At 64.9% G+C, this 22942-nt stretch carries 22 protein-coding genes; 12 read left to right on the top strand and 10 right to left on the bottom strand.

The annotated features are described in order from the left end of the window. From A5652_RS17810 to A5652_RS17795, 4 genes are all read left to right on the top strand, one after another. A partial coding sequence (locus A5652_RS17810; RefSeq protein WP_067354238.1) for an alpha/beta hydrolase occupies nt 1-646 on the top strand: 646 nt, incomplete at its 5' end. Between the two features lie 209 nt (nt 647-855). Continuing rightward, nucleotides 856-1464: a TetR family transcriptional regulator gene (locus tag A5652_RS17805; protein WP_067354234.1), complete on the top strand. Its 609-nt coding sequence runs from the start codon at nt 856-858 to the stop codon at nt 1462-1464. A 290-nt stretch (nt 1465-1754) separates the two neighbouring features. Beyond that, nucleotides 1755-2189 (top strand): MmpS family transport accessory protein, encoded by a 435-nt coding sequence (locus tag A5652_RS17800; RefSeq protein ID WP_304441778.1) that lies wholly within the window; start codon nt 1755-1757, stop codon nt 2187-2189. Then, complete coding sequence (locus tag A5652_RS17795; RefSeq protein ID WP_067354228.1) at nt 2186-5086, top strand: RND family transporter; 2901 nt, start codon at nt 2186-2188, stop codon at nt 5084-5086. The genes A5652_RS17800 and A5652_RS17795 overlap by 4 nt, the downstream gene beginning before the upstream one ends. On the opposite strand, the gene A5652_RS17790 is transcribed toward A5652_RS17795, so the two are convergent. The 6 genes from A5652_RS17790 to A5652_RS17765 form a co-directional block, all read right to left on the bottom strand. Then, on the bottom strand, nt 5079-5861 hold the full coding sequence (locus tag A5652_RS17790; RefSeq protein WP_067354224.1) for an SDR family oxidoreductase: 783 nt from the start codon (nt 5859-5861) through the stop codon (nt 5079-5081). The two genes, A5652_RS17795 and A5652_RS17790, sit on opposite strands and share 8 nt — an antisense overlap. 99 nt (nt 5862-5960) lie before the next feature. Then, nucleotides 5961-6884 (bottom strand): TIGR03564 family F420-dependent LLM class oxidoreductase, encoded by a 924-nt coding sequence (locus A5652_RS17785; protein WP_067354241.1) that lies wholly within the window; start codon nt 6882-6884, stop codon nt 5961-5963. A 211-nt stretch (nt 6885-7095) separates the two neighbouring features. Then, nucleotides 7096-7467 (bottom strand): STAS/SEC14 domain-containing protein, encoded by a 372-nt coding sequence (locus A5652_RS17780; protein ID WP_067354222.1) that lies wholly within the window; start codon nt 7465-7467, stop codon nt 7096-7098. A gap of 106 nt (nt 7468-7573) precedes the next feature. Continuing rightward, nucleotides 7574-8440 (bottom strand): hypothetical protein, encoded by an 867-nt coding sequence (locus A5652_RS17775; protein ID WP_067354219.1) that lies wholly within the window; start codon nt 8438-8440, stop codon nt 7574-7576. A gap of 14 nt (nt 8441-8454) precedes the next feature. Beyond that, complete coding sequence (locus A5652_RS17770) at nt 8455-9684, bottom strand: acyl-CoA dehydrogenase family protein (protein ID WP_067354216.1); 1230 nt, start codon at nt 9682-9684, stop codon at nt 8455-8457. Between the two features lie 79 nt (nt 9685-9763). Further along, entirely contained in the window at nt 9764-10147 is a 384-nt protein-coding gene (locus A5652_RS17765; protein ID WP_067354213.1) for a DUF1801 domain-containing protein, read from the bottom strand. Nucleotides 10148-10341: 194 nt separating this feature from the next. On the opposite strand from A5652_RS17765, the gene A5652_RS17760 reads away from it, so the two are divergent. From A5652_RS17760 to A5652_RS17750, 3 genes are all read left to right on the top strand, one after another. After that, nucleotides 10342-11148 (top strand): acyl-CoA thioesterase II, encoded by an 807-nt coding sequence (locus A5652_RS17760; RefSeq protein WP_067354210.1) that lies wholly within the window; start codon nt 10342-10344, stop codon nt 11146-11148. A 62-nt stretch (nt 11149-11210) separates the two neighbouring features. Beyond that, the gene (locus A5652_RS17755) at nt 11211-11723 is read left to right on the top strand and encodes a nuclear transport factor 2 family protein (RefSeq protein ID WP_067354206.1); all 513 of its coding nucleotides are present in this window, start codon (nt 11211-11213) and stop codon (nt 11721-11723) included. Between the two features lie 7 nt (nt 11724-11730). After that, a complete protein-coding gene (locus A5652_RS17750) occupies nt 11731-12831 on the top strand; it encodes an NAD(P)-dependent oxidoreductase (protein ID WP_067354203.1) in 1101 nt (366 codons plus the stop codon). A 19-nt stretch (nt 12832-12850) separates the two neighbouring features. On the opposite strand, the gene A5652_RS17745 is transcribed toward A5652_RS17750, so the two are convergent. After that, nucleotides 12851-13822, bottom strand: coding sequence for an aldo/keto reductase (locus tag A5652_RS17745; RefSeq protein WP_067354200.1), 972 nt, complete (start codon nt 13820-13822; stop codon nt 12851-12853). Between the two features lie 92 nt (nt 13823-13914). Here A5652_RS17745 and A5652_RS17740 point away from each other — a divergent pair, with 92 nt between their 5' ends. Both A5652_RS17740 and A5652_RS17735 read left to right on the top strand, forming a co-directional pair. Further along, nucleotides 13915-15237, top strand: coding sequence for an acyltransferase (locus A5652_RS17740; RefSeq protein WP_067354196.1), 1323 nt, complete (start codon nt 13915-13917; stop codon nt 15235-15237). 112 nt (nt 15238-15349) lie between these two features. Further along, a complete protein-coding gene (locus A5652_RS17735; protein ID WP_067354193.1) occupies nt 15350-16222 on the top strand; it encodes a pyridoxamine 5'-phosphate oxidase family protein in 873 nt (290 codons plus the stop codon). Between the two features lie 55 nt (nt 16223-16277). On the opposite strand, the gene A5652_RS17730 is transcribed toward A5652_RS17735, so the two are convergent. Further along, complete coding sequence (locus tag A5652_RS17730) at nt 16278-16928, bottom strand: TetR/AcrR family transcriptional regulator (protein ID WP_067354189.1); 651 nt, start codon at nt 16926-16928, stop codon at nt 16278-16280. Nucleotides 16929-17027: 99 nt separating this feature from the next. Here A5652_RS17730 and A5652_RS17725 point away from each other — a divergent pair, with 99 nt between their 5' ends. Genes A5652_RS17725 through A5652_RS17715 form a run of 3 tightly spaced genes read left to right on the top strand, consistent with a single transcriptional unit; the run spans nt 17028 to nt 20616 of the window. Further along, nucleotides 17028-18158 carry a VOC family protein gene (locus tag A5652_RS17725; RefSeq protein WP_067354186.1) on the top strand — a complete coding sequence of 377 codons (1131 nt, stop codon included), beginning with the start codon at nt 17028-17030 and terminating at the stop codon, nt 18156-18158. After that, the gene (locus A5652_RS17720; RefSeq protein ID WP_067354182.1) at nt 18155-19093 is read left to right on the top strand and encodes a fumarylacetoacetate hydrolase family protein; all 939 of its coding nucleotides are present in this window, start codon (nt 18155-18157) and stop codon (nt 19091-19093) included. Before A5652_RS17725 ends, A5652_RS17720 begins: the two co-directional genes overlap by 4 nt. After that, a complete protein-coding gene (locus A5652_RS17715; RefSeq protein WP_067354178.1) occupies nt 19090-20616 on the top strand; it encodes a bifunctional 3-(3-hydroxy-phenyl)propionate/3-hydroxycinnamic acid hydroxylase in 1527 nt (508 codons plus the stop codon). The genes A5652_RS17720 and A5652_RS17715 overlap by 4 nt, the downstream gene beginning before the upstream one ends. A 5-nt stretch (nt 20617-20621) precedes the next feature. Here A5652_RS17715 and A5652_RS17710 read toward each other — a convergent pair whose 3' ends face one another. Beyond that, entirely contained in the window at nt 20622-21509 is an 888-nt protein-coding gene (locus A5652_RS17710) for a universal stress protein (protein WP_067354175.1), read from the bottom strand. A 116-nt stretch (nt 21510-21625) separates the two neighbouring features. Next, on the bottom strand, nt 21626-22942 hold a 1317-nt coding region (efeB, locus tag A5652_RS17705), incomplete at its 5' end, for an iron uptake transporter deferrochelatase/peroxidase subunit (RefSeq protein WP_067354171.1).

Raw genomic sequence — 22942 nt, 5'->3', positions numbered from 1 at the left:
CGCGGCCCAGGACGACAAGTACCTGCGGAAGTTGTCCGGCCGCACCGGATTCGCGATTGCCGCGGTAGAACACCGGTTGGCTCCCGAACATCCCTACCCGATACCGGTCGAAGATTGTTACGCGGCTCTGCTGTGGCTGGCCCGCCAGCCGTGGGTTGACCCGGATCGAGTCGCCATTGGCGGGGCCAGTGCCGGTGGGCATTTCGCGGCCGCGGTCGCGCAGCGAGCGCACGACCGCAACGACGTCGGAATAACCTTCCAAATGCTGGTCTATCCGATGCTCGACGATCGCACCGGCGCGCAGCGCGACGGCCCCAGGCGCATCATGTGGACCGAATCCGACAATCAACTCGCCTGGCAGTGGTACCTCAACGGGGCCGATCCCGAAGAGGCCGCACCGGCTCGCCGAAAAGATCTGTCGGGCCTGCCGCCCGCCTGGATTGGGGTCGGAACGCTCGACCTCTTCTACCAGGAGAGCCTGGAGTACGCACGACGCCTGCATGAGGCGGGCGTGCCGGTGCACGAGGAAATCGTTCCGGGCGCGTTCCATGCGTTCGATCAGATCGCCGATAAGGCGCCGATCTCGAGCCGGTTCTTCGAAAGTCAATGCGACTATTTGCGGTGCGCGCTTGCGGCCAGCGGATGACCGCAACCGATCAGCGCACTTTCGCCCCCGGTAATCGAATCACGTTGCACACTGGGGTCTTACACATGGCATCGTCGCAACATGCACATCGCGATGTCCACCCGAGTTCTATCGGCCGCATTTGCTGAAGAACACAACGCGCACCGCCGTCGCCCTCCAAAGCGGCACCTTTTGACTGCAAAGTGTGCACAACGTGCAACTATATGGGTATGGCCAATCCAGTAGGGCTACGGGAGCGCCGTCGCCGCCAGACGAGCGCCGACATCCGCGACGCCGCGGTGCGCCTCACGCTGGAACGCGGATTCGACAAGGTCACGGTCGACGAGATCTGCGCCGAAGCCGGAATCGCCACGCGAACGTTCTTCAACTACTTCCCCAACAAAGAGTCCGCCCTCGCCTACGGCCCGTCGGACATACCCCCTGAGCTGGTAGCCGATTTCGTCGCCGCCGGGCCCGCACCCTACTCGGTAGTGCTGGCCGAGCTGATCACCCTGGCCGCCCACCACCTCCGCGACGTACCCCCGCAACGCGAGCACGCCGCCCACATGTTGGAACTGGCGAAGACCTCCCCCGCCGTGTTGGCGGCATTCCTCGCCGACTTGGAGCGGTTTCAAAAGCAATTGACCGACATCATCGTGCGCCGCCAGGCGATGAAGCCGGACGACGAAATGGCGGCACTGATCTCTGCGCTGGCGCTGACGGCGGTGCGGTCCGGCATCGAGAAGTGGGCCAGCGGCGAGGCAAATGAAACCGCCGACACGCCGATGCCCTATGTTGAGCGGGCCGCCGCGCTGGTGAACAGCATCTTCACAAAGTGACCTGAAACACCAGTAGCAAATGTTGCATACACTGCAAGATATGCACATCATGTACTATGCGCTGGTGGCGGTACCCGGGGAGGCTTCAGCAACAAGGCGACCCGGGTGTCGATGCCGGGGACGTCGGCCGGTGCGGGTGGGCAGCATTCACCGCGTTTGACGACCCAGCGCGCGCGAACCGTAGCAATCGACTGAGCAATGCGACTTGTGGACACTCATCCGTCCACGACTTCCGGTCGCGCAAACGCTGATCCGCGTCACGACCGCGTGATGGGGAAGGGACCACCTAGGTGCAGATTTCGAGACTTGTGCGCAACGCCTGGTTGCCGCTGCTGATCGTGGCGGTCGTGGCGGTCGGCGGCTTTGCGGTCGTCAGGGTCAAATCTTTTTTCGGCGCCCACGACACCGGCATCATGAGCAGCCCGCGGCTCGACGATTCAAAGCCGTTCAAGCCCAAAGTCGTCAAGTACGAGGTCTTCGGCTCGGCCAGCCAGGCCAACGTGAACTACCTGGACTTGTCCGCCGACCCGAGACGGATCGACGGAGCGCCGCTGCCGTGGACGCTGGTCCTCAGCACCACCGCCCCGTCGGTCTTCCCGAATCTTTCGGCGCAGAGCGACGGGACTTCGCTGGGCTGTCGCATCACCATCGATGACGAAGTCAAGGCCGAGAACATGACCCAAGGCGTGCACGCCCTGACCTTCTGCTTGGTGAAATCCGCATGAGCACAACAATCGACGACACCCGCACCGACGCCATCCCCGTCGTCAAAGTGCCTGTGCACGACAAGATCCCCCGCATCATCCGCACGTTGGCCGTGCCGATCATCTTGGCCTGGATTGCGATCATCGCGGTGCTCAACGTCGTCGTCCCCCAGCTGGACGAGGTCGGCAAGATGCGTTCGGTGTCGATGGCACCCGACGACGCGCAATCGGTGGTCGCGACCAAGCGCATGGGTGCGATTTTCAACGAGTACAAGTCGAACAGCTCGGTGATGATCGTCCTTGAGGGTCAGAATCCCCTCGGCGCCGATGCGCATGCCTACTACGACCAGATGGTCAAGAAGCTCGACGCCGACACCAAACACGTTGAGCACGTTCAGGATATGTGGAGCGATCCATTGACCGGGGCCGGCGCGCAGAGCAACGACGGCAAGGCCGCCTACGTCCAGGTCTACCTCGCCGGTAACCAGGGCGAGGCGCTGGCCAACGAGTCGGTGGAATCCGTCCAGAACATTGTGAAGAGCGTGCAGCCCCCCAAGGGGGTCAAGGCCTACGTCACCGGCCCCGCGGCGTTGTCGGCGGACCAGAACGAGGCCGGCGACCGCAGCCTGCAGCTCATCACTTTGGCCACCTTCACCGTGATCATCGGCATGCTGCTGTTGGTGTATCGCTCGGTCATCACCGTGCTGCTGACGCTGGTGATGGTGGTGCTCGAACTATCGGCCGCACGCGGCATGGTGGCTTTCCTCGGCTACTTCAAGCTCATCGGGCTTTCGACCTTCGCCACGAACCTGTTGGTCACATTGGGAATCGCGGCCGCCACCGACTACGCGATCTTCTTGATCGGCCGGTATCAGGAAGCCCGCGCTCTCGGCGAGACCCGCGAAGAGGCGTATTACACCATGTACAAGGGCACCGCACACGTGGTGCTTGGGTCCGGCATGACCATCGCCGGCGCGACCTTCTGCCTGCACTTCACCAACCTGCCGTATTTCCAGACGCTGGGTATTCCGCTGGCCATCGGCATGGTGGTCGTGGTCGCAGCGGCGTTGACGCTCGGTGCGGCCGTCATCGCGGTGGCCACGCGTTTCGGCAAGACCCTCGAACCCAAACGCACTCAACGGATTCGCGGGTGGCGCAAGATCGGCGCCCTGGTCGTCCGCTGGCCCGGCCCGATCCTGGTGTTGACGATCGGGGTCGCGCTGGTGGGCTTGCTGACCCTGCCGGGCTACCGGACCAACTACAACGACCGCAACTACCTGCCCGCCGACCTGCCCGCGAACGAGGGTTACGCGGCCGCCGACCGGCACTTCTCGCAGGCGCGAATGAATCCGGAAGTGTTGATGATCGAAAGCGATCACGACCTGCGGAACTCGGCGGACTTCTTGGTGATCGACAAAATCGCCAAGACCGTCTTCCGGGTGCCGGGAATTGGCCGCGTGCAAGCCATTACCCGCCCGCAGGGCACGCCGATCGAGCACACCTCGATCCCGTTCCAGATCAGCATGCAGGGCGTGACCCAGCAGATGAACCAGAAGTACCAGGAAGATCAGATGGCCGACATGCTGCACCAGGCCGACATGATGCAGACGACCATCGACAGCATGCAAAAGATGCAGAGCATTACGGCGCAAATGACCAATGACATGCATCAGATGGTCAAGAAGATGCACGACATGACCATCGACATCAACGAATTGCGCGACCACATGGCGGATTTCGAGGACTTCTTCCGCCCGATCCGCAGCTACCTGTACTGGGAAAAGCACTGCTACGACATTCCGGTGTGCTGGTCGCTTCGCTCGGTCTTCGACGGCCTGGACGGTATCGACACGATGACCGATGACATCGAGAGCCTCTTGCCGATCATGGATCACCTCGACACGCTGATGCCCCAGATGGTGGCGCTGATGCCTTCCATGATCGAAAACATGAAGGCGATGAAAACCACGATGCTGACCATGTATTCGACCCAGAAGGGTCTGCAGGATCAGCAGAACGAGGCCCAGAAGAACTCCAACGCCATGGGCAAGGCGTTCGACGCTTCAAAGAACGACGACTCGTTTTACCTGCCGCCGGAGACGTTCAACAATGCCGAGTTCAAGAAGGGCATGAAGAACTTCATCTCCCCGGACGGGCATGCCGTGCGCTTCATCATCAGCCATGACGGCGATCCGATGTCGCAGGAAGGCATTTCGCACATTCCCCTGATCAAGAAGGCGGCCTACGAAGCATTGAAGGGCACGCCGCTGGAGGGCTCGAAGATCTATCTCGCGGGTACCGCGTCCATCTACAAAGACCTCAGCGACGGCAATACCTATGACCTGTTGATTGCGGGGATCGCCTCACTGTGCCTGATTTTCATCATCATGCTGATCATCACGCGAGGTGTGGTGGCATCGGCGGTGATCGTGGGGACCGTCTTGCTTTCGCTGGGTGCATCCTTCGGGCTTTCGGTGCTGATCTGGCAGCACCTGATCGGCATCGAGCTGCACTGGATGGTGCTTGCGATGTCGGTCATCATCCTGCTGGCGGTCGGCGCCGACTACAACCTGCTGCTGGTGGCGCGGTTCAAGGAGGAGATCCACGCCGGCCTGAACACCGGCATCATCCGGTCAATGGGCGGCACCGGTTCGGTGGTGACGTCCGCGGGCCTGGTGTTCGCCTTCACGATGATGACGATGGCGGTGAGCGAGCTGACGGTCATCGGCCAGGTCGGCACCACGATCGGACTGGGTCTGCTGTTCGACACCCTGATCGTGCGGTCGCTGATGACCCCCGCGATTGCCGCGCTGCTGGGCAAGTGGTTCTGGTGGCCGCAACGGGTCCGTCAGCGCCCGATTCCGTCGCCGTGGCCCCAGCCGGCCAAGCAACCCGAATCGGTAACCGCCGCTACGTAACCCAGTCCGGCTGCGCGTCGGTCTCGACGTTGGAGAAGTCCTTGTGCCCGAGGCCGGCGGTGGTGCCGCCGTCGACGACGAACTCCGAGCCGGTGGAGTAGCTGGACTCGTCGCTGGCCAGATACACCACGAGGTTGGAGACCTCGACCGGTTGGGCCGCGCGGCCCAGCGCCGTCTGGAAGAGGTCGTCGGGAACCCAGTCGGTCATCGGGGTCTTGATGAGCCCGGGATGGATTGAGTTGACCCGAATTCCGCTCGGGCCCAGTTCGAGCGCGGCCGACTTGGTCAGCCCCCGCACGGCGAATTTGGTCGCGGTGTAACCATGGCAGGCAATGGTGCCGGCCATGCCTTCGATCGAGGAAATGTTGATGATCGATCCCCGGCCCGCTTCCTTCATGGGTTTGACCACGGCGCGGATACCGAGAAACACGCCGGTCAAATTGATGTCGAGGATTCGCTGCCACTCCGAGAGCGCGTAATCCTCCAAAGTGCCGATGTTGATGATGCCGGCATTGTTGACCAGCACGTCGATGCGGCCGAACTCACCCAGCGTGGTCGCCACTGCCGCATCCCAATCCTCGGGCTTGGTCACGTCGAGGTGCAGGTACCGGACCGCGTCACCGACCTCCGCCGCCACCGCCTTGCCCTCATCGTCGAGGATGTCACCGAAGACCACCTTGGCTCCCTCGGCGACCAGCGACTGCACGTGCGATGCGCCCATCCCGCGGGCACCACCACTGATGAGGGCGACCTTCCCCGCCAACCGTTCTGCCACTGCGCTTCTCCTCCTCGGGTGGGTTCGTCTATGCACCATACGTACCGGTGGCTATGTATGGCCATAGCCCAAAGGGTGCCGGGCTGGGCCACACCGGGGTCAGGAGTCGTATGTCCGCAGCAGCGCCCGCGTGCGTGCCCGGCCCTCCGGTGATGGATCGAATGCGGCGGCGACGTACTCGTCGACGCCTGCGGCTCGCAGTTCGTCGAGCCGACCGCGGACAGTGTCCTCGTCGCCGATGATGGCGGCGTCCTGCGGCCCCGCGTAGCCCTCGCGGTCGAGCATCGCGCGGTACGACGGCAGTTGGCCGTAAATGGCGAACTGTTCTGCCGCCTGCTTGCGGGCGCCGTCGACGTCATCGGTGACGCTGACGGGCAACGACGCGGCGACGCGCACCCCGTCCTCGCGTCCGGCGTCGGCGGCTGCCTGCCGCAGCGTCGGCGCGACGTGATCGGCCAGCGTTTTGGGTCCGGTCATCCATGTGCAGGTGCCCGAGGTGCGCCGCCCGGCGAGCTTGAGCATCTGGGGACCCAGCGCGGCGATGTAGACGTCGGGCCGCGGCGCCCCCGAGACCATCAGTGCGCCCCGGGTGGTCACCGTCTGCCCTACCGCGTCGGCGCGTTCACCTGCCAACAGGGGCAGCAACCCGTCGAGATATTCGTTCAGCCTTCGCACCGGCTTGTCCCATGGGATGCCCCACATCCCTTCGGTGACCGCCTGGTGGGTCATACCGAGCCCGAGCGTGAACCGGCCGCCCGAGGCGAGGCTCAGTGTGAGGGCACGCTGAGCCATCTGCATCGGATGCTGGTTTTGGATGGGCACCACACCGCTGGCCACCTCGATCGTGTCGACCTCGTGCAACGCGATGGCCAGGATCATGAGAAGGTCTGGCTCGTAAGGCAGTTGGCTCATCCAGACCCGTTTGAAGCCTTCATCGCGAAGCATCGCAAGGTTGGCGATCGTCGCGTCGATCGGCGATTCACTGCCCGATCCGCTGAGTTGCCCGAACATACTGACCTGCATGACCACCACGCTCCTTTGCGTCGCCTTCCGCGTTGTCGTCGGTCAACTCTACGGCCAGCCGACGATCGCGAGCATCCGAGCCGAGTGCGCGACGGCGTCGCTCACCGAGCTCCACGTGAGCAACCATGACAAATTCGCCAAATTACTATGCCGCCAAGGGCTTTCATCGCCTTGCCCGAGCCGCAATGACGCTGCGTTGAGGTCCTAGTCCTCAGCCGGCCGCCGCCCAGGCCTTGGCGCGGTCCAGCTCGCCGAGTCCGAAGACCGCGATCTCGCCCGGGACCATCCACGCGCTCGCGTGGATGGTGTGGGCGACCCATTCCTTGTCCGACACGACCGCGATTCGCTTGAAAGCCGAATGATGCGCCAAGACGGTGCCCAAGCCCAGCTTGAGATCCTCAACGAAGCCGCCGGGCCCGAAGCCCTCGTAATCGGGCGCGATGACCTCCACGATCCTGACCTCACCGTTCTTCAGCGTCTCCTCTAGCACGGGCCTGATCTCGCGCAGTTCGTCACCTCGCAGCCGGCCCGACACCCGGATTCCGGTAACGCCGTCCGGCATGTGTGGCAGCACCTCGATCATCGATACTCCTTCCCCGCACACCTTGAGCCTGTACGGGCCCGGCGACGACTGACTAGTCCCGTACGTCACTAGGCCGCTGAACAAATGACCGCCCGGCGCGGCCGGATCAGTTGACGATGTCGAGGACCGCCGCGGCGGAGGTGACCGCCTTGTCGGCGTTGCCCTCATCGTGCAGCAGCATGCGCACGCCGACGCGTCCGGGTCCGCCCGGGTGCGCGGAGCCCTCGACACGGAAGGGCCCCACTTTGCCCCGCGACATGAACATGACGTGCCAGCTGACGACCTGCAGCTTTTTGGTCCCGGCGACCTCGGCGGCGAGGTCGATCGCCGCGGTCTCGAGGACGACGTGCTGGGGTCCGATGTGCAGCGCGGCATCCGGGGACGCGAGTTCGGTGCTCAACTCGGGCAGTATCCAGTGGCCGTCGCCCCGGCGGCTGGCACCGAAGGCCTGCCACAACGGGGGCAGGTCGGGAGAGTCCTCGATCACCAGCTCGGTGCCCGAAACATCCATGCGATCAAGGCCTTCCGGCGGGATGCCGATGATCGCGCCCTGACCCTCGTTGAAGGCGATGACCCGGCTCGGGTTGTCGGCGTCGACGATGGTGCAGCGCCCGTAGCCCATGGTGCGGCCCTGGTGCACGATGCCCGACCCGACGATCTCGATCCTGTTGACGTCGTAGCCTGGATCGACGATCTGCACCGACGCGATAACCGGATTGGGCACGGCGACCATGTCGGTCTGACAGCCCTCCGGGGAGGAAATGGCCAACGGCGCCACCATGATTCCGCCCGCTTCGTTGCGCATGTCGCGGCGGATCGTGACGGTATCGTCGGTCTCTCCCAGATCCATCGACGAGTGCTTGCGGCCGATGTAGCGGTAGCTCAGCAGGCCCGTCCAACGCCGGTACAGTTCGTCGCGATAGGCCTCGGAATCACCCATCAACTCTCGGATGTCACGAAGTTGACCGCTCAATTCCGTTCGCCTCCTTAGCCTTTGCCGCGCCGCACCTGGTTGAACGGCACGCCCCGGTCGTCGGCGCGTTCGCGCGGGAAGTTCAGCACCCGCTCGCCGATCACATTGCGAGCCATCTCGGTGGTGCCGCCGCCGATGCTGGCGGTCTGACGACCGAGATAGCGCGTCCCGATGTCGACCAGTCCGCCCTCGTCGCCAACCACGGCCGCCGAACCCGCAACCGCCAGCGCGGTATCGGTCTCGACGTCGTGAACCTCGGCCATATACAGGCGGATGATCGATCCCGCTGCCGGCGGCAGGGATCCGCTGGCCACGGCATGGAAGACGTGCTCACTGAGTTGGCCGTGGACGGCCCGGTGCGCCAACGCCCGGCCGACCATTTCCCGGAGCCGTTGGTCTCCAGCCCGGTCCGTCTTTTCGAGCAGTGACATCAGATCCACCGAGACATCGTGGGCCTCAGCGATTCCCGGCCCGCTGGTGTATTCCGAGCCGTCGCCCATCGTGCGCCGCTCGTGGTACAGCTGCCGGGATGCGACGTCCCACCCCTTGCCCGGTTCACCGACCACGGCGTCGTCGCCCACATCGACGTCATCGAAGAATTCTTCGCAGAATTCGATGGAGCCGTTGACCTGCTGGATCCGGTTGATGGTGACGCCGCGATGGTGCAGCGGCACCAGGAACATGGTCAGCCCATCGTGTTTGGGGACGTCCCAGTTGGTCCGGGCCAGGCACAGACCGTAGTCGGCGGCGAACGCCCATGTGCTCCAGGTCTTGGCGCCGTTGATGATCCACCGTCCGTCCCGGCGCTCGGCGCGGGTGATGACGCCCGCCAGGTCGGATCCCCCGTTGGGCTCGGACAGCAGCTGCACCAGCACCTCGTCGCCGCGCAGCGCGGCCGCAATGTGCGTGCGCTTCTGCTCTTCGCTGCCCATGTCGAGAATGGTTGCGCAGCAGATGGCGAACGATGGAACGTTGAGTAGCAGCGGAGTCTCGTACCCCTGAGACTCGACGTCGAACACCTTCTTGTATTCGTAGCTCAGCCCCAGCCCGCCGTACTCGCGCGGAAAACAGATTCCGGCGAATCCGCCTTCCCACAGCAGCTTTTGCAGTTCTCGAGCCCGGTGCCACGACGGCAGCTCATCGCGCTCCAGCAGCGCCGCCTTGGCCGGATCGAGTCGCGGCATGGTCGCGGCCAGCCAGGCCCTGGCCCGGCTCCGAAATTCCTCGACCGACTCGGAAGTCACCGGATGGCCTCTCGTTCGAGCGTCGACCCTGTGCTGGGCGACTGTACAGCACCGCCTTGCGGGTGTACAGGTCGACGCCTTAAGAGCCGTTCAACTTCACCGCGGCGCGAATGAGTGCCGTCAGCGCCTTCTCATCGATGTCGTCGCCCTCGTGGAAGTCAATCGCGCGCCTGGTGTTTCCGTCCAGGCTGGAGTTGAACATGCCCGCGGGATCCTGCAGGGACGCGCCCCTGGCGAAGGTCATCTTCACGACGTTCTTGTACGTCTCGCCGGTGCAGATCATCCCGTCGTGATACCACGTTGGAACGCCCCGCCACTTCCACTCTTCGACCACCTCGGGATCGGCTTTCTTGATCAGTTGCCTGATGCGAGAGAGCATCTCACCGCGCCAATCCCCCAAGTCCTTGATCCTGGCGTCGATCAGTTCGGCGGGTGACTTGGCTGCGGCGTCGTTGTTCGCCATCGGGCCTCGCTTTCGGTGAGGTTGTCGCTCGCAGGACCGTACATCAAGCTCGGTGCTCGCCGCGGCCCACACGCCAAGGCCCCGTGTTCGGCAGCGAGGCCGCCCGCAAGTAATCTGCGGTCGACTCGTGCCGGGCCTGCGACGAATGCGCGGCCCGACCGCACGCTTCACGCTCCGGCGATTAAGGAACCCACATGACCGACGCCCATCCCCTCGATGAGGCCCTCGAGCTCGACGCGCTCGGCGCGGGCGTCAGCCGCGGCCGCACCCACCCCGAGTGGGCCAACATGGTCGGCCCGTTCGGTGGGATCACCGCCGCCGTCATGCTGCGGGCCGTCGAAGCACACCCCGAGCGCATCGGCGACCCGCTGGCCCTGACCGTCAACTACGCCGCCCCCATCGCCGACGGCGACTTCGACGTCACCCTGCGCGCGGCGCGCACCAACCGCACCAACCAGCACTGGATTGTCGAGCTCAGCCAGGACGGTGTGGTCAAGACGACGGCGACCGCGATCTTCGCGGTTCGGCGCGAGAGTTGGGCCGACACGGAAAGCCGCCCGCCCAGCGCGCCGGCCCCCGAGGACGTGCCCGCGGTCGACCCGGGCCTTGTTCGATGGACCAGGCTCTACGACATGCGCTACGTCGAAGGCGCGATGCCCGGTAAAGGCGGGGATCCGAGCCCGTCGTCGACTTCCACGCTGTGGGTCCGTGACGGCGCGGGACGCCCCGTTGACTATCCGGCGCTCGCGGCGCTGTGTGACATCTTCTATCCGCGGGTGTTTCTGCGTCGTGGCGGCTTCATCCCGTCCGGAACCATCTCGTTGACCACCTATTTTCACGCCGATCAGCCTCAACTCGAGGCCGTTGCGGGCGACTTCGTGCTGGCCACCGCCCACGCCAACCGCTTCTCTCGCGGCTATTTCGACCAGAGCGCGAAAGTGTGGACGGCCCACGGCGGGCTGCTGGCCACCACACATCAGGTCGTCTACTTCAAAGGTTGAGGGGTTTACACTTCGCCAGTGAAACGTCACGCGAGGACGCTTACGGAAAGAATCGAGCCGCAATGACACCGGAAGGCCTGATCGACCAGACGCTGCCGGCGATCGAATCAATCAAGCAGCTCAAGGCCCGCTACTGCCGCTACCTGGACACCAAGGACTGGGCGGCCTGGCGGGCGATCTTTACCGACGACTTCGTCAGTGACACGTCGGAAGCCGGCGGCAAGGTGATCGCCGGCGCCGACGACTTCGTGGCGTTCACCCGCCGCGCCCTGGGCCGCCCGACGCAGCCCACCGCCCACCAGGTACACACACCCGAAATCGAGCTCACCTCCGCGACGACCGCGCGCGGGATATGGGCGCTGCAAGACGTTGTGCGATTCGGTCCCGGCGTCACCCTGGTCGGCTACGGCCACTACCACGAGACCTACGAGAGCGTCGACGGCAAGTGGCTTATCAAGAGTTCCAAGCTAACTCGACTCCGCGAGGACATCGTGACGCCGTTCTTCTCGGTCTACGTCTCTGCGCGAGTCCGCACGGCGATCGGCAAGATCGCCGGCCGGCTGATGGATCGGTGACGCGGACATGACCGTCGACACCGTGTTGGTTACCGGCGCATTCGGACAAGTCGGTAAGCGCTGCACGCAGATCCTGCTGGAACGGGGACGAACCGTCATCGCGATGGATCTGCGCAACGACAACACCGTCGCCGCCGAAAAAGAACTTGCCGGCGCCCGGCACCCGGGGACGTTGATCGCCGCGTACACCGATCTGTTGGATGCCGAGGCGGTGAACGAGCTCATCACCGCGCATAAGCCCGGGGCCATCGTCCACCTGGCCGCCATCGTGTCCCCGCCTTCCTACCGCAACCCCGGACTGGCCCGGCGCGTCAATGTCGGGGGCACGGAGAATCTGTTGACGGCCTGCTCGGCACTCCCCCGCCCGCCACTGTTCCTCATGGCCTCCAGCGCCGCGGTATACGGATCGCGCAACCCCTACCGTCAGCCCGAGCGGATCACCCCCGACACTCCGGTGAGTCCCATCGATCAATACGGCCAGGACAAAGTGCTCGCCGAGGCCGCGATCCGCGGCAGCGGCTTGCCCTATGCGCTCTTCCGCCTCGCGGGGGTCATCTCGCCGGACACTCAGGCCAGCATCAACGGCGACTACCTCATCCTGATGCGTTCGATGCCCAGCGACAATCGCATACACGCGGTGGATGCGCGTGATGTGGCGCTCGCGTTCGCCAACGGCGTCGATCGGGAGGCATCGATCTCCGGCAAAGTCGTGCTCATCGGCGGCAACGAAACGTATGTGCTGCTGCAGCACGGCCTGCAGGACGACCTAATGAGCGCCGCCGGTCTGGGGCCGCTGGGCCCGTCGGCGGGCCTGCCCGGCGACCCGGCCGACGACCGCGGCTGGAGTTTTACCGGCTGGTACGACACCACCGAGGCGCAGGCGCTGCTGGACTTCCAAGAGCACGACTGGGACCAGACGCTCGAGTGGATCGCCGAATCGCAGGGCCGCGTGCGCATCGTGCTGCGGCTGCTTGCGCCACTGCTACGACCGGCGCTGCGCGCCGTTTTTTTCGTTCAGCGCCGACTCGAGGGACGCGGTCCCTATGCCGACCCGTGGTCGCTGATCGAAAAGAAATATGGCACAGCGGCTTTGGCCAGCCTCGACTAGCGCGAACCAGCACCGGCCACTAGCGATCGATCCAGGCCATCTGCGCGTCGGCGTGATGCCCTCCCACGGGCGGGGTGAGGCTATCGAGTCTGGCCAATTGGTCGGCCGTCAGTTGTACCGTGTCGGCACCGACGTTTTCTTCCAGGCGGGTCACACGTTTGGTTCCCGGAATGGGCACGATGTCAGGACCTTTCGCCAGCAACCAGGCCAGGGCGACTTGAGCCGGTGTGGCACCGACGTCCGCGCTGATGTCGCGGACCCCGTCCGCGCACCGAAGGTTGTGCTGGAAGTTGTCGTCGAAAAACCGTGGGTTCGTCTTGCGGTAGTCGGTGTCGGGCAGCTCCTGTGTGGAGCGGACCGTGCCGGTGAGGAAGCCACGGCCCAATGGCGAGTAGGCGACAAACCCGATCCCCAATTTGCGTAGTACCGGCAAGATCTCGTCCTCTTGATCGCGCGTCCAGAGTGAGTACTCGGATTGGACGGCCGTGATGGGGTGCACGACGTGGGCGCGACGAATGGTGTCCACGCCGACTTCGGACAAACCGATGTGCCGGATTTTCCCGGCGCCGACCAGCTCGGCCAGCGCACCGATCGTGTCTTCGATCGGGGTCTGGCGGTCGAGGCGGTGCTGGTAGTACAGATCGATGTGATCGGTCGCCAACCGTTGCAGCGAACCGTCCACGGCGACGCGGATGTTGGCGGGGCTGCTGTCGAGACCGTCGCGGCCGGTGTGCGAGATCAGGCCGAATTTGGTTGCCAGGACTACTTGATCGCGTCGGCCCAGTAGGGCACGGCCCAGAAGTTCCTCGTTGACGTACGGTCCGTAAACCTCGGCGGTGTCGATCAGCGTGACACCCAGGTCGATGGCGCGATGAACGGTGCGGATCGATTCCGCATCGTCAGTGCCCGCACCGGCGTAGGCCACCGACATCCCCATCGCACCAAGCCCGAGGCGACCGACCTGCAGCTTCCCGAGTTGAGCCAGTTTCATGGGATGTCTCCTGTCCTACGGTTGCGCGAGACCCCGCTGAGTGCTGGACGGTACCGTGGCGCTGTGTGCCGCGTCGAGCTTCCCCCGATCTAATGGACCGCGCAAACCACCCGGAGCGCAATCTGGCGGTCGATTACTACCGCGTATCGGGCGTGGTGCTGATCGTGCTGGGACACTGGCTGGCCGGATCGGTTACCTACCACGACGGCCAGTTCGGCCGGCAGAACCCGCTCGTCGACATGCCCTGGACCCAGTGGCTCACCTGGCCCTTCCAGGCTGTTCCAGCGTTCTTCCTGGTTGCCGGCTACGGGGGCGCAGTGTCGTGGACGCATCGGCATGACATCGAGGGAGTTTCACGCCGGAACTGGGTGCAGCGCCGCTTGGCGCGAGTCCTTGGTCCGACGGCGGTATACGTCGCAGTGGTGTCGGTGGTTGTGGTGGTCCTGGCTGCCAGCGGTGTGGCCGGCTCGATCCTCGAGTACGCCGGCTGGGCGGTCGCGATGCACCTGTGGTTCCTGGCCGTGTATCTGGTGGTCGCGTCACTGACGCCGATTGCGATTGCCGCGCAACGGCGTTGGGGACTCTTGGTGCCGGGTGTTCTCGCGTTGCTCGTCGCGGTGGTGGATGTCGCCCGGCTCGCAGGCCACGTGCCCTACCTCAACTGGGTGAATTATCTGCTGGGGTGGGGCACCCTGTATCAACTCGGGATCGCTTGGCACGGCGGGTCATTGGCCGGCCGCAGGCCCTGGCTATTGGCCGGCATTTCTGGGGTGGCGCTGGCGCTGCTGGTTTGGCTGAGAATCTATCCGGTCAGCATGATCGGAGTTCCCGGGCAGACCATCGACAACACGACACCACCGACCGTGGCGTTGTTGGCATTCGGGTGCGCCCAAACCGGAATTGCGATGGCGGCCACTCCCGCGCTCAACCGTGCGCTGCGCGCCATGCGCGTCGAGCGCGCGCTGTCCATTGCCAACGACAACGTCATGGCTCTGTACCTGTGGCACATGATTCCCGTCGTGATCGTGGCGATCGTCGGCTATCCGGCCGGGCTGTTGCCGCAGCCGCCCGAAGGGAGCGCGGATTGGTGGTTGGCCCGGCTGGAATGGGTGGTCGTCCTCAGCGCCGTGACCGCGGTCGAGTTGGTGCTGCTGTTCTGGGCGCGAAGATTTTTCGCGGCTCCCCTGCCCCTGCTCGGTGTCCCGCTCACCCAGCGCTGGGCGGAACCGGCAATGCTGACCGGCGCCGCGATGGCGGCCTATGCCCTGTCCCTGATCGCCGCCGAGGGCTTCGCTCCCGACGGGCGTTTCCCGTGGCCGACCGCGGCGATCTTCGCCGCCGGAGCGCTGCTGGCGGCGTTTCGCCCCGCGACCCGCTCCACACCGCAAGCGCAGGGGGCGTTGCGGGGCCGATAGGAGCAGGCCGCTTGCACGCATCGTCCCGGAGGTCTGGGAACGACGGCGTTAACAGCCGCGGTCTCGTCGTACCGCGAGGAAGCATTGCGTCGGTGACGTTGTTACGACGGATATGGCCGCGACGGGTTTTCACGACGGAGAACTCGCGATGCAGCGCCGAGCGGGTGTTGAAGCCGAGGCTGGGCGACTCGAGAGCATGCTTGACTCGTCGGGTCTGTCTCAAGGCGCCGCACGCTTTCTCGCGTCACAGCGGTTCGCCGCGCTGACCGGCCGCGACCACAACGGCGTCCTCTGGGTGTCGCCGTTGGCCGCGCCACCGGGTTTCCTCCGCGGTCAAGAAGGTGTCTTGCATGTGTCGGCCTCTCCCCGTGACGGCGATCCCCTGCATGAGATCCCGGTCGGTCAGCAGGTCGGGCTGATCGCCATCGACTTCGCCACCCGTCGCAGGCTACGGATAAACGGCGAACTTGTCGGTGCTGACCACGGGAGCATGACCGTCCGCGTCGACCAGTCCTACGGCAATTGCCCCAAGTACATTCACCGCCGCGCGATCGACGTGGCTAGTCTTACTGCCCCTCCTTCGAAACGCCCCGAACGCGCAACGCTTCTGGGGCCCTCCGATCAAGCGATGATCGCAACGTCCGACACGTTCTTCCTGGGCACAAGCCATCCCACACGCGGTAGCGATGCATCACACCGCGGAGGCCCACCCGGTTTTGTCCGAGTCGACTCACCCGACCGGCTGTGGTGGCCGGATTTCCCCGGGAACAACATGTTCAACAGCTATGGCAACCTGGCGGTCGATGACAAGGCCGCCTTGCTGTTCCTTGATTTCGATACCGGCGCCACTTTGCACGTCACTGGGACCGCACACGTGCGGTGGACCACTCCCGGGGCGACCGGTGATGATGGCGCCGTTGGAAGGAATGTCGCATTCTCGGTCGACGCCGTCGCGACGCTAGCCGGTCTGGACATCCATAAGTAGCGAGGCCAATCGACATGCCTTGAGTCACAAACTGATCGGGCGTCCGTCGCAACCGCTAAGCTTCGTCAAAGGTGTTGTCGGGCAAGGGACGTCGACATATTGCGCGCGCCTCAGCGGCGCCGAGCCCAAACAACCGCAGAACGCTCTCGGTGACCGCGTCGGCGGCGTGCGCATCGTCGCGGTCCGGATGATCTCGCAAGAGGTTACCCAGCCCCAGCAGCGCGCCCCCGGCCATGGCGAGGGCAAGTTCGGGATCTTCCACCGTGAACCTACCGGCCTCGACACCGGCCTCGATGTCGCGCAGGGCGCGTGGCGCCAGGCCGCTGTGCGACGACAACAACGCAAACCCGTTCGCCAGCAGAATTTGGCTCTCCTGCGGGCGACGACGGAAGAGCCGGCCGGTGAGCCGAAAACTGGTGGCGAATGTCTCCGCCGGGTCCTCGATCGATTCGGTGAGCCGGTCCAGCATCGCCCCGTAGGTGTCGAGTACGTCGGCGACGGCCGCTTCGAACAGCTGCTCCTTGCTGTCGAAGTGGTTGTAGAAAGAACCCATTCCGACGTCGGCGGCTCGAGTGATCTCCAGTACCGGCACGTTGACCTTGCCCTCGGCGATAAGCCGCTGCGCGGCTCCAACCAGTGCCGCTCGGGTGCGCTGTTTGCGCCGCGCCAAGCGGTTGGGCGTCTGATCATCGGGCATCGCGCTCATCTTCAGCAGTATGCATCAGTTATGAGGATTCCGTCAGAAAGCTTGACTGAACGTTGACCCGTATGTGACGATTTCGTCAGTTAGCGACGGAGATGGCCGATGAACATGATTAAGAGCGCCCAGCGGGACGGGCACGGTCCGCACGGTGCGCTACCCGGCGAGCACCCCGGCCGATCGCGCAATCCGGTGATCAAGGTCGTCGACATCGCCTGGCTGGAGTTTGAGCGACCGGACCTGACGCGCGCCGAGGCGTTCGCGCGGGCCTTCGGATTTCATACGGCCCGGAACGGCCCGCATGAAGTGCAGTTGCGTGGCACCTTGCCCGGCGGACCGTGCCTTATCCTGCGTCGCGGGGCGAGGCGACGATTCGCCGGTGCGGCGTTCCGGGCGTGCGACGAGGCGGACGTGCTGAGGTTGGCCGATGCCCATGGAGCCCCGGCCCGCCCGCTGCCCGACGGCCTCGGCCGCCTCTCGGTCGAGCTGGTCGACCCCAGTCGCATGTCGGTACGCGTTGTCGCCGGTATGACCGAACTACCGGAACTTCCGGGGCAGCAACCGCTTCCGCTCAATTTCGGAGCCGAACCGCGGCGCATCAACGAAACCCAGCGTCCCCGGCGCGCGCCCGCGCGTGTGCAGCGGCTCGGACATCTGGTAATGCAGTCGACTAAGTACGTCGAGACGCTGAACTGGTACCTGGACAACCTGGGGATGATCGTCAGCGACTTCTTGTACTTTCCCGGCCAGCGCGACCGAGGACCGGCGATGAGTTTCATCCGTTGCGATCGCGGCCCTACCCCGGCCGACCACCACACGCTAGCGCTCGCACTCGGTCCGGCCAACCGCTACGTCCACTCGGCGTATCAGGTCAGTGACCTCGACGCCCTGGCCGCCGGCGGCGAATACCTGCGCGAGCGTGGCTATTTCCGCTCCTGGGGAATCGGCAGACACATTCAGGGCAGCCAGATCTTCGACTACTGGCGCGATCCCGACGGGTACTTGTTCGAGCACTTCGCCGACGGCGACCTATTCGACAACACGCTCGAACCGGGATGGGCGCCGTTCACCGCATCCGGATTGGCCCAATGGGGACCGCCGGCGAGCAGGGACTTCCTCGGCACCGACCTCAAATCTGCCCGCCATGAAGTCTTTTCGATCGCTACCGCCCTGCGCGGACATAACGAATTCGATATTGGCCGCCTAGCCGGAATACTGAAAGTGCCTACCTTATGACCGTTTCCGTCCTGCACACCGCCGACGCCTGGTGGCTCAAAACCGCGCGGGGCGCCGCGAAGATCGACACTGCCGCCACCAGCACCGCGGGGCTGCTGGCCGACCGTGCCGCCATTGAAGCGGCCGCCGACAACACCGACACCGTGGGGCTGGACGGTTTGCGATTCGTCTCACCGGTGACCAGACCGTGCCGGGTGATAGCCCAGATGACCAACTTCGAATCGCACGTCAAAGACGCCGGCATGGACCCGTCGTCGGTGCCACTGACCTTCTTCCGCAAGGCGTCGGCGTCGATCAACGGCCCATTCGACGACATCGTCAAACCGCCACACGTCAAACTCCTCGACTACGAGGTGGAGATCGGGCTGGTCATCGGGAGCACGATCCCGGTCGGCACCAGTATCTCCGAAGCAAACCTCGGCGACCTCATCGCCGGGCTGGTCGTTACCAACGACGTCTCGGCGCGCGACGTCCAGCTTCCACAAACCCAGTTCTACGAGGCCAAGTCCTATCCGACGTTCACCCCGGTCGGCCCGGAACTGGTGTTGCTCAGCGCGGACGAACTCAAGCGGTTCGGCGATCTGCGATTGCGGTTGAGCGTCAACGGCGACGAGCGCCAGAACGCGCTGGTCGATCCCGACATGCTCTATCGTCCGCTGCAGGCGCTGCAGTCACTCACCCAGTTCCAGGAACTCGCACCCGGCGATTTGGTGCTCACCGGAACCCCGGCCGGCACCGCGTTGAGCGCTCCGCCGAAGCCGCTGCAGATCATCGGAAACCTGTTGCCCCCCACCCTGAAATGGAAAGTCTTCTTCTCGCGCCAGGCCGACAACACCAACTACCTGCAAGACGGCGACATCGTCGAGGCATCGATCGGCACCGATGACGGCGCCATCGATCTCGGAACACAGCGCGCCACAATACGATTCGCATGAATCACGATGGTGTTCCACGCTGTTCCGTTGTCATAGTCGGCGCCGGGCCGACCGGCATCACCGCCGCGACCCTACTGGCGCAATACGACGTGGATTGCCTGGTGCTCGACCGTTGGTCCGCCGTGTACCCGCAGCCACGCGCCGTGCACCTCGACGACGAGATCTACCGCATCATCGCCCGCATGGGCATCGGCGATGAGTTCGCGTCGATCTCCAGGCCCACGCTGGGTCTGCGATTGCTAAGCGCGGATTTCGATGTCCTTGCCCAGTTCGACCGAGGCCAGGCGCGCGACGCGAACGGCTTTCCGCAGGCCAACATGTTTGACCAGCCGGAACTGGAGACGCTGCTGCGCTCCAACCTCAAGCGCTACCCCACGGCACAATTACGCTGCAACGCCGAGGTCACCGGGATCACCGACGGCGCGGAAAGCATCCGCGTCACGTTCACCGACCGTTCCGACGGCCACGTCCACCACATAGACGCTGACTATGTGCTGGGATGCGACGGCGCCAACAGCATGGTGCGCGCCCACATCGGTTCCGCGATGCGGGACTTCAGCTTTCAGCAACGCTGGCTGGTCGTCGACGTGGCCACCGATGCCGACTTGAGCCAGTGGGACGGCGTCCACCAGGTCTGCGACCCGGCGCGTGCCGGCACCTACATGCGCATCGGCGAAGCCCGCTATCGATGGGAATTCCAGCTGTTGGCCGGCGAAACCGCCGAGGACTTCGGCACGTTGTCCGCATTGCGACCGTTGATCGCGCCCTGGGTGGAAACGGTCACCGACAGCGAGCTGACTCTGCTGCGCGTCGCCGAGTACACCTTCCGCGCTCAGATCGCCGACCGATGGCGACGCGGCAGGGTGTTCATTCTCGGCGACGCGGCACACCTCACTCCCCCGTTCATCGGCCAGGGCATGGGGGCAGGGATTCGGGACGCGGCCAATTTGGCGTGGAAGATAGCCGCGGTCCATCGCGGGGCCATGGCGAAGGGTGTACTGGACAGCTACGAACAGGAACGGGCGCCGCATACCCGACAGATGATCCGGCTGGCGCTAGGTGTCGGATGGGCGATGACCGGCGGCGGCCGCGCGGGCGATGCGGCACGCAGATTGGTGCTGCCGCGGCTGCGCTTCCTACCCGGTTTGCGCCGCAGGATCGTCGACTCCGCCACGCCGGCACTGCATTCCTCTGCGCTCGTGGGCCATTCGCGACCGCCGCGCCGGCTCGGCGGGCGGCTCTGCCCGAATTCAGCGCTGCGTGATGGTCGACGCCTCGATGATCTGCTCGGCACTGGCTTCGCACTGATCACGACGGTTCGCCCGACGGCCACCGACGAAGCATCCCTACGGCGCCGCGGTGTCGTGGTCCTGATCCCCCAACCCGGCGATGCCTTGGCGACGTGGTTGCGCCGGGGACGCGCCAACGCCGCTGTGGTGCGCCCCGACCGGACCGTCGCCCGGGCCGGACGCGACGTCGCGGCGCTATGCGCCTGGACAACCGGAGTACTGCGTGAGCGGTGAGCGCGTTACGCGGATTGCGGTCGAGCGACGATAACCGGTATCCGGACCGAGTGCAGGACCGCGTTGCTGACCGAGCCCAGCACCATCCTGCTCAGACCGCCCCGACCGTGACTGCCGACGACCACAAGCTGCGCGGTCCGTGACTGATCGATGAGGTGTCGCGCCGCCCGGTCTTGGGCAATGCGTCGATGAACTGTGACGTCAGGATAGCGTTCTTGCCAGCCTGCCAGGCTCTCGGCGAGGCTGCGTTCGGCTTCGTCTTCGACCGCCGGCCAATTGATTTCGAAGACATCGACCACCGCGGCGTCGCTCCATGCGTGGAAGGCCACCAGGTCGACACCGCGACGAGACGCCTCGTCAAACGCAATTGCTGTGGCGAGTTCGGAGGCGGGTGAGCCGTCGGTGCCCAGCAGGACGGGAGCGTTGTGCGGATCCGGCAGCTCCTCGTCCCGCACGACCGCGACCGGACAATTCGCGTGCCGCACCACCGTCGAGCTCACCGACCCCAGCAGACCACGTGCCAGTAAGCCGCGGCCCGAGCTGCCCATGACGATCATCTCGGCCGCATCGGACATCTTCAGCAACGCCGGAACGGCAGCCGAGTACACCAGTTTTCTGCCGATTGGCACCGCGCGGTCCGCCGGCATCGCCTCTTCGGCGACTTTCGTCGCGTGCATGATCGCCTTGTTGCCTTCGTCTTCCAGGCTCGTGACGAGGGACTCGGGGTACGGAACCGGCGGGAATGTCGCGGTGGGAGTCGCCACCGCGTGCGCGACGGTCAGCGGAATGTTCCTCATCGCCGCTTCCCGGGCCGCCCAGCCCGCGGCGACAGTTGACGCCGGTGAGCCGTCGACCGCAACGACGATGCCGAGTTCTTTGACGGGTGCGGACATAGGTTCTCCCTCCATCGTGAACGACGCTATCCGAGGAGGTGTGTCAAATCGTGAGGCTTTAGTCCTCAGCCGCTGGGGCCAGAGGTCTCCCCCGCCCGCCTGTCGGCAAGGTTTCCTCAGCTGAACAACTTTTGCCCGATGTAGTGGCCTTCGGCGGGCGCCGGCGGTACCGCGAAGATTGCTGATCCGATGTGGCGGATGTACTCGTTGAGCAGGTCGTGAGCACCCAGGCGGTTCTGCAGGCGAATAAAAACTTGCGGATCTTTTTGATACGAGACGAAAAGCAGACCGGCGTTGAGCTGGCCGTTGGCGTCCAGGCCGTCGGTGTAGTTGTACGAGCGTCGCCGAATCATGATGCCGTCATTGTTTTCCCGGGCGGCAAGGCCGACGTGAGACATCGGATCGATGAGCGGGTTGCCGTCGGCGCCTTTGGCAGCGAAGTCCGGTGCATCGAATTCGTGCTTGCCACTCAGCGGCGCCCCCTCCTCTTTGGTGCGCCCGAAGATCCTCTGCTGATTGCCGATCCGATCGACATCCCACGTCTCCATCAACATCCGGATCTTGCGAACGACCTGATACGTCCCGCCGTTCATCCACGACTGATCGCTGTTGTCGATCCAGACGAATTTCTCGTACTCCTCATTGGTGATGACATTGCGGGTACCGTCCTTGAATCCCAAAAGGTTTCGTGGCGTGTGCTGGCCCGGGCCTGCGGAAGCCCGACCGAAACCCAACACTGCCCAGTACGGCGAGACGATGTTACGGCCCAGCCGGGCCAGGTTGCGCACCGCGTGGTAACAGACCTGGGGATCGTCGGCGCACGCCTGTACGGACAGGTCACCGCCGCGCAGGCGTGGATCGAGGTTGTCCCCATTCAGCGGTGGCAGGTCGGTGAACGCGGCGGGGCGCCGGGCGGCCAGCCCGAACCGATCGCCGAACAGCGACGGGCCCAGCCCGATGGTGACGGTGAGACTCGCGGGGCTCAGCCCATAGGCCTCACCGGTGTCGGCGGGAGGCTGCACCTCAACCTGTGGCTGTACCGTCCCGACCGGCTTCCCCTGCTGCAGGATCGCGGCGCCGGCCGACCAGCGTGCCAACAGTGTCTGTAGCTCGGTGCGGCCCGCGGCGCCGGCCACCGAGAACGACATGAACATGGCGTAACGCTGTGGGGGCGTTTCGATTCCGCCCTGGTGGGGCTGGCCGTAGAAGGCGTAGCTGCGGCGCAGATCGATGGTGTCATCGTCGTCGCCGCGCTGGGCCGCCGCCATGGCATGACCGGCGAAGCCCCCGCCTACGGCGCCGATGGCGGCACCGCCGAGCCCGGCCAGCATGGCGCCGCCGAGCGCGCGCCGGCGCGACACCGTGGTGGAGTCTGCCGGTGTGCCGGCATTATTCGGGTCCCCGTGGGCGGGATCGGTGATGTCGTCGGTCAT

Source organism: Mycobacterium sp. 1165178.9 (genome assembly GCF_001673555.1).
Classification (GTDB): domain Bacteria; phylum Actinomycetota; class Actinomycetes; order Mycobacteriales; family Mycobacteriaceae; genus Mycobacterium.
Note: the sequence above shows the minus strand (reverse complement) of the source record. Positions and strands in the feature narration are given on the sequence as shown.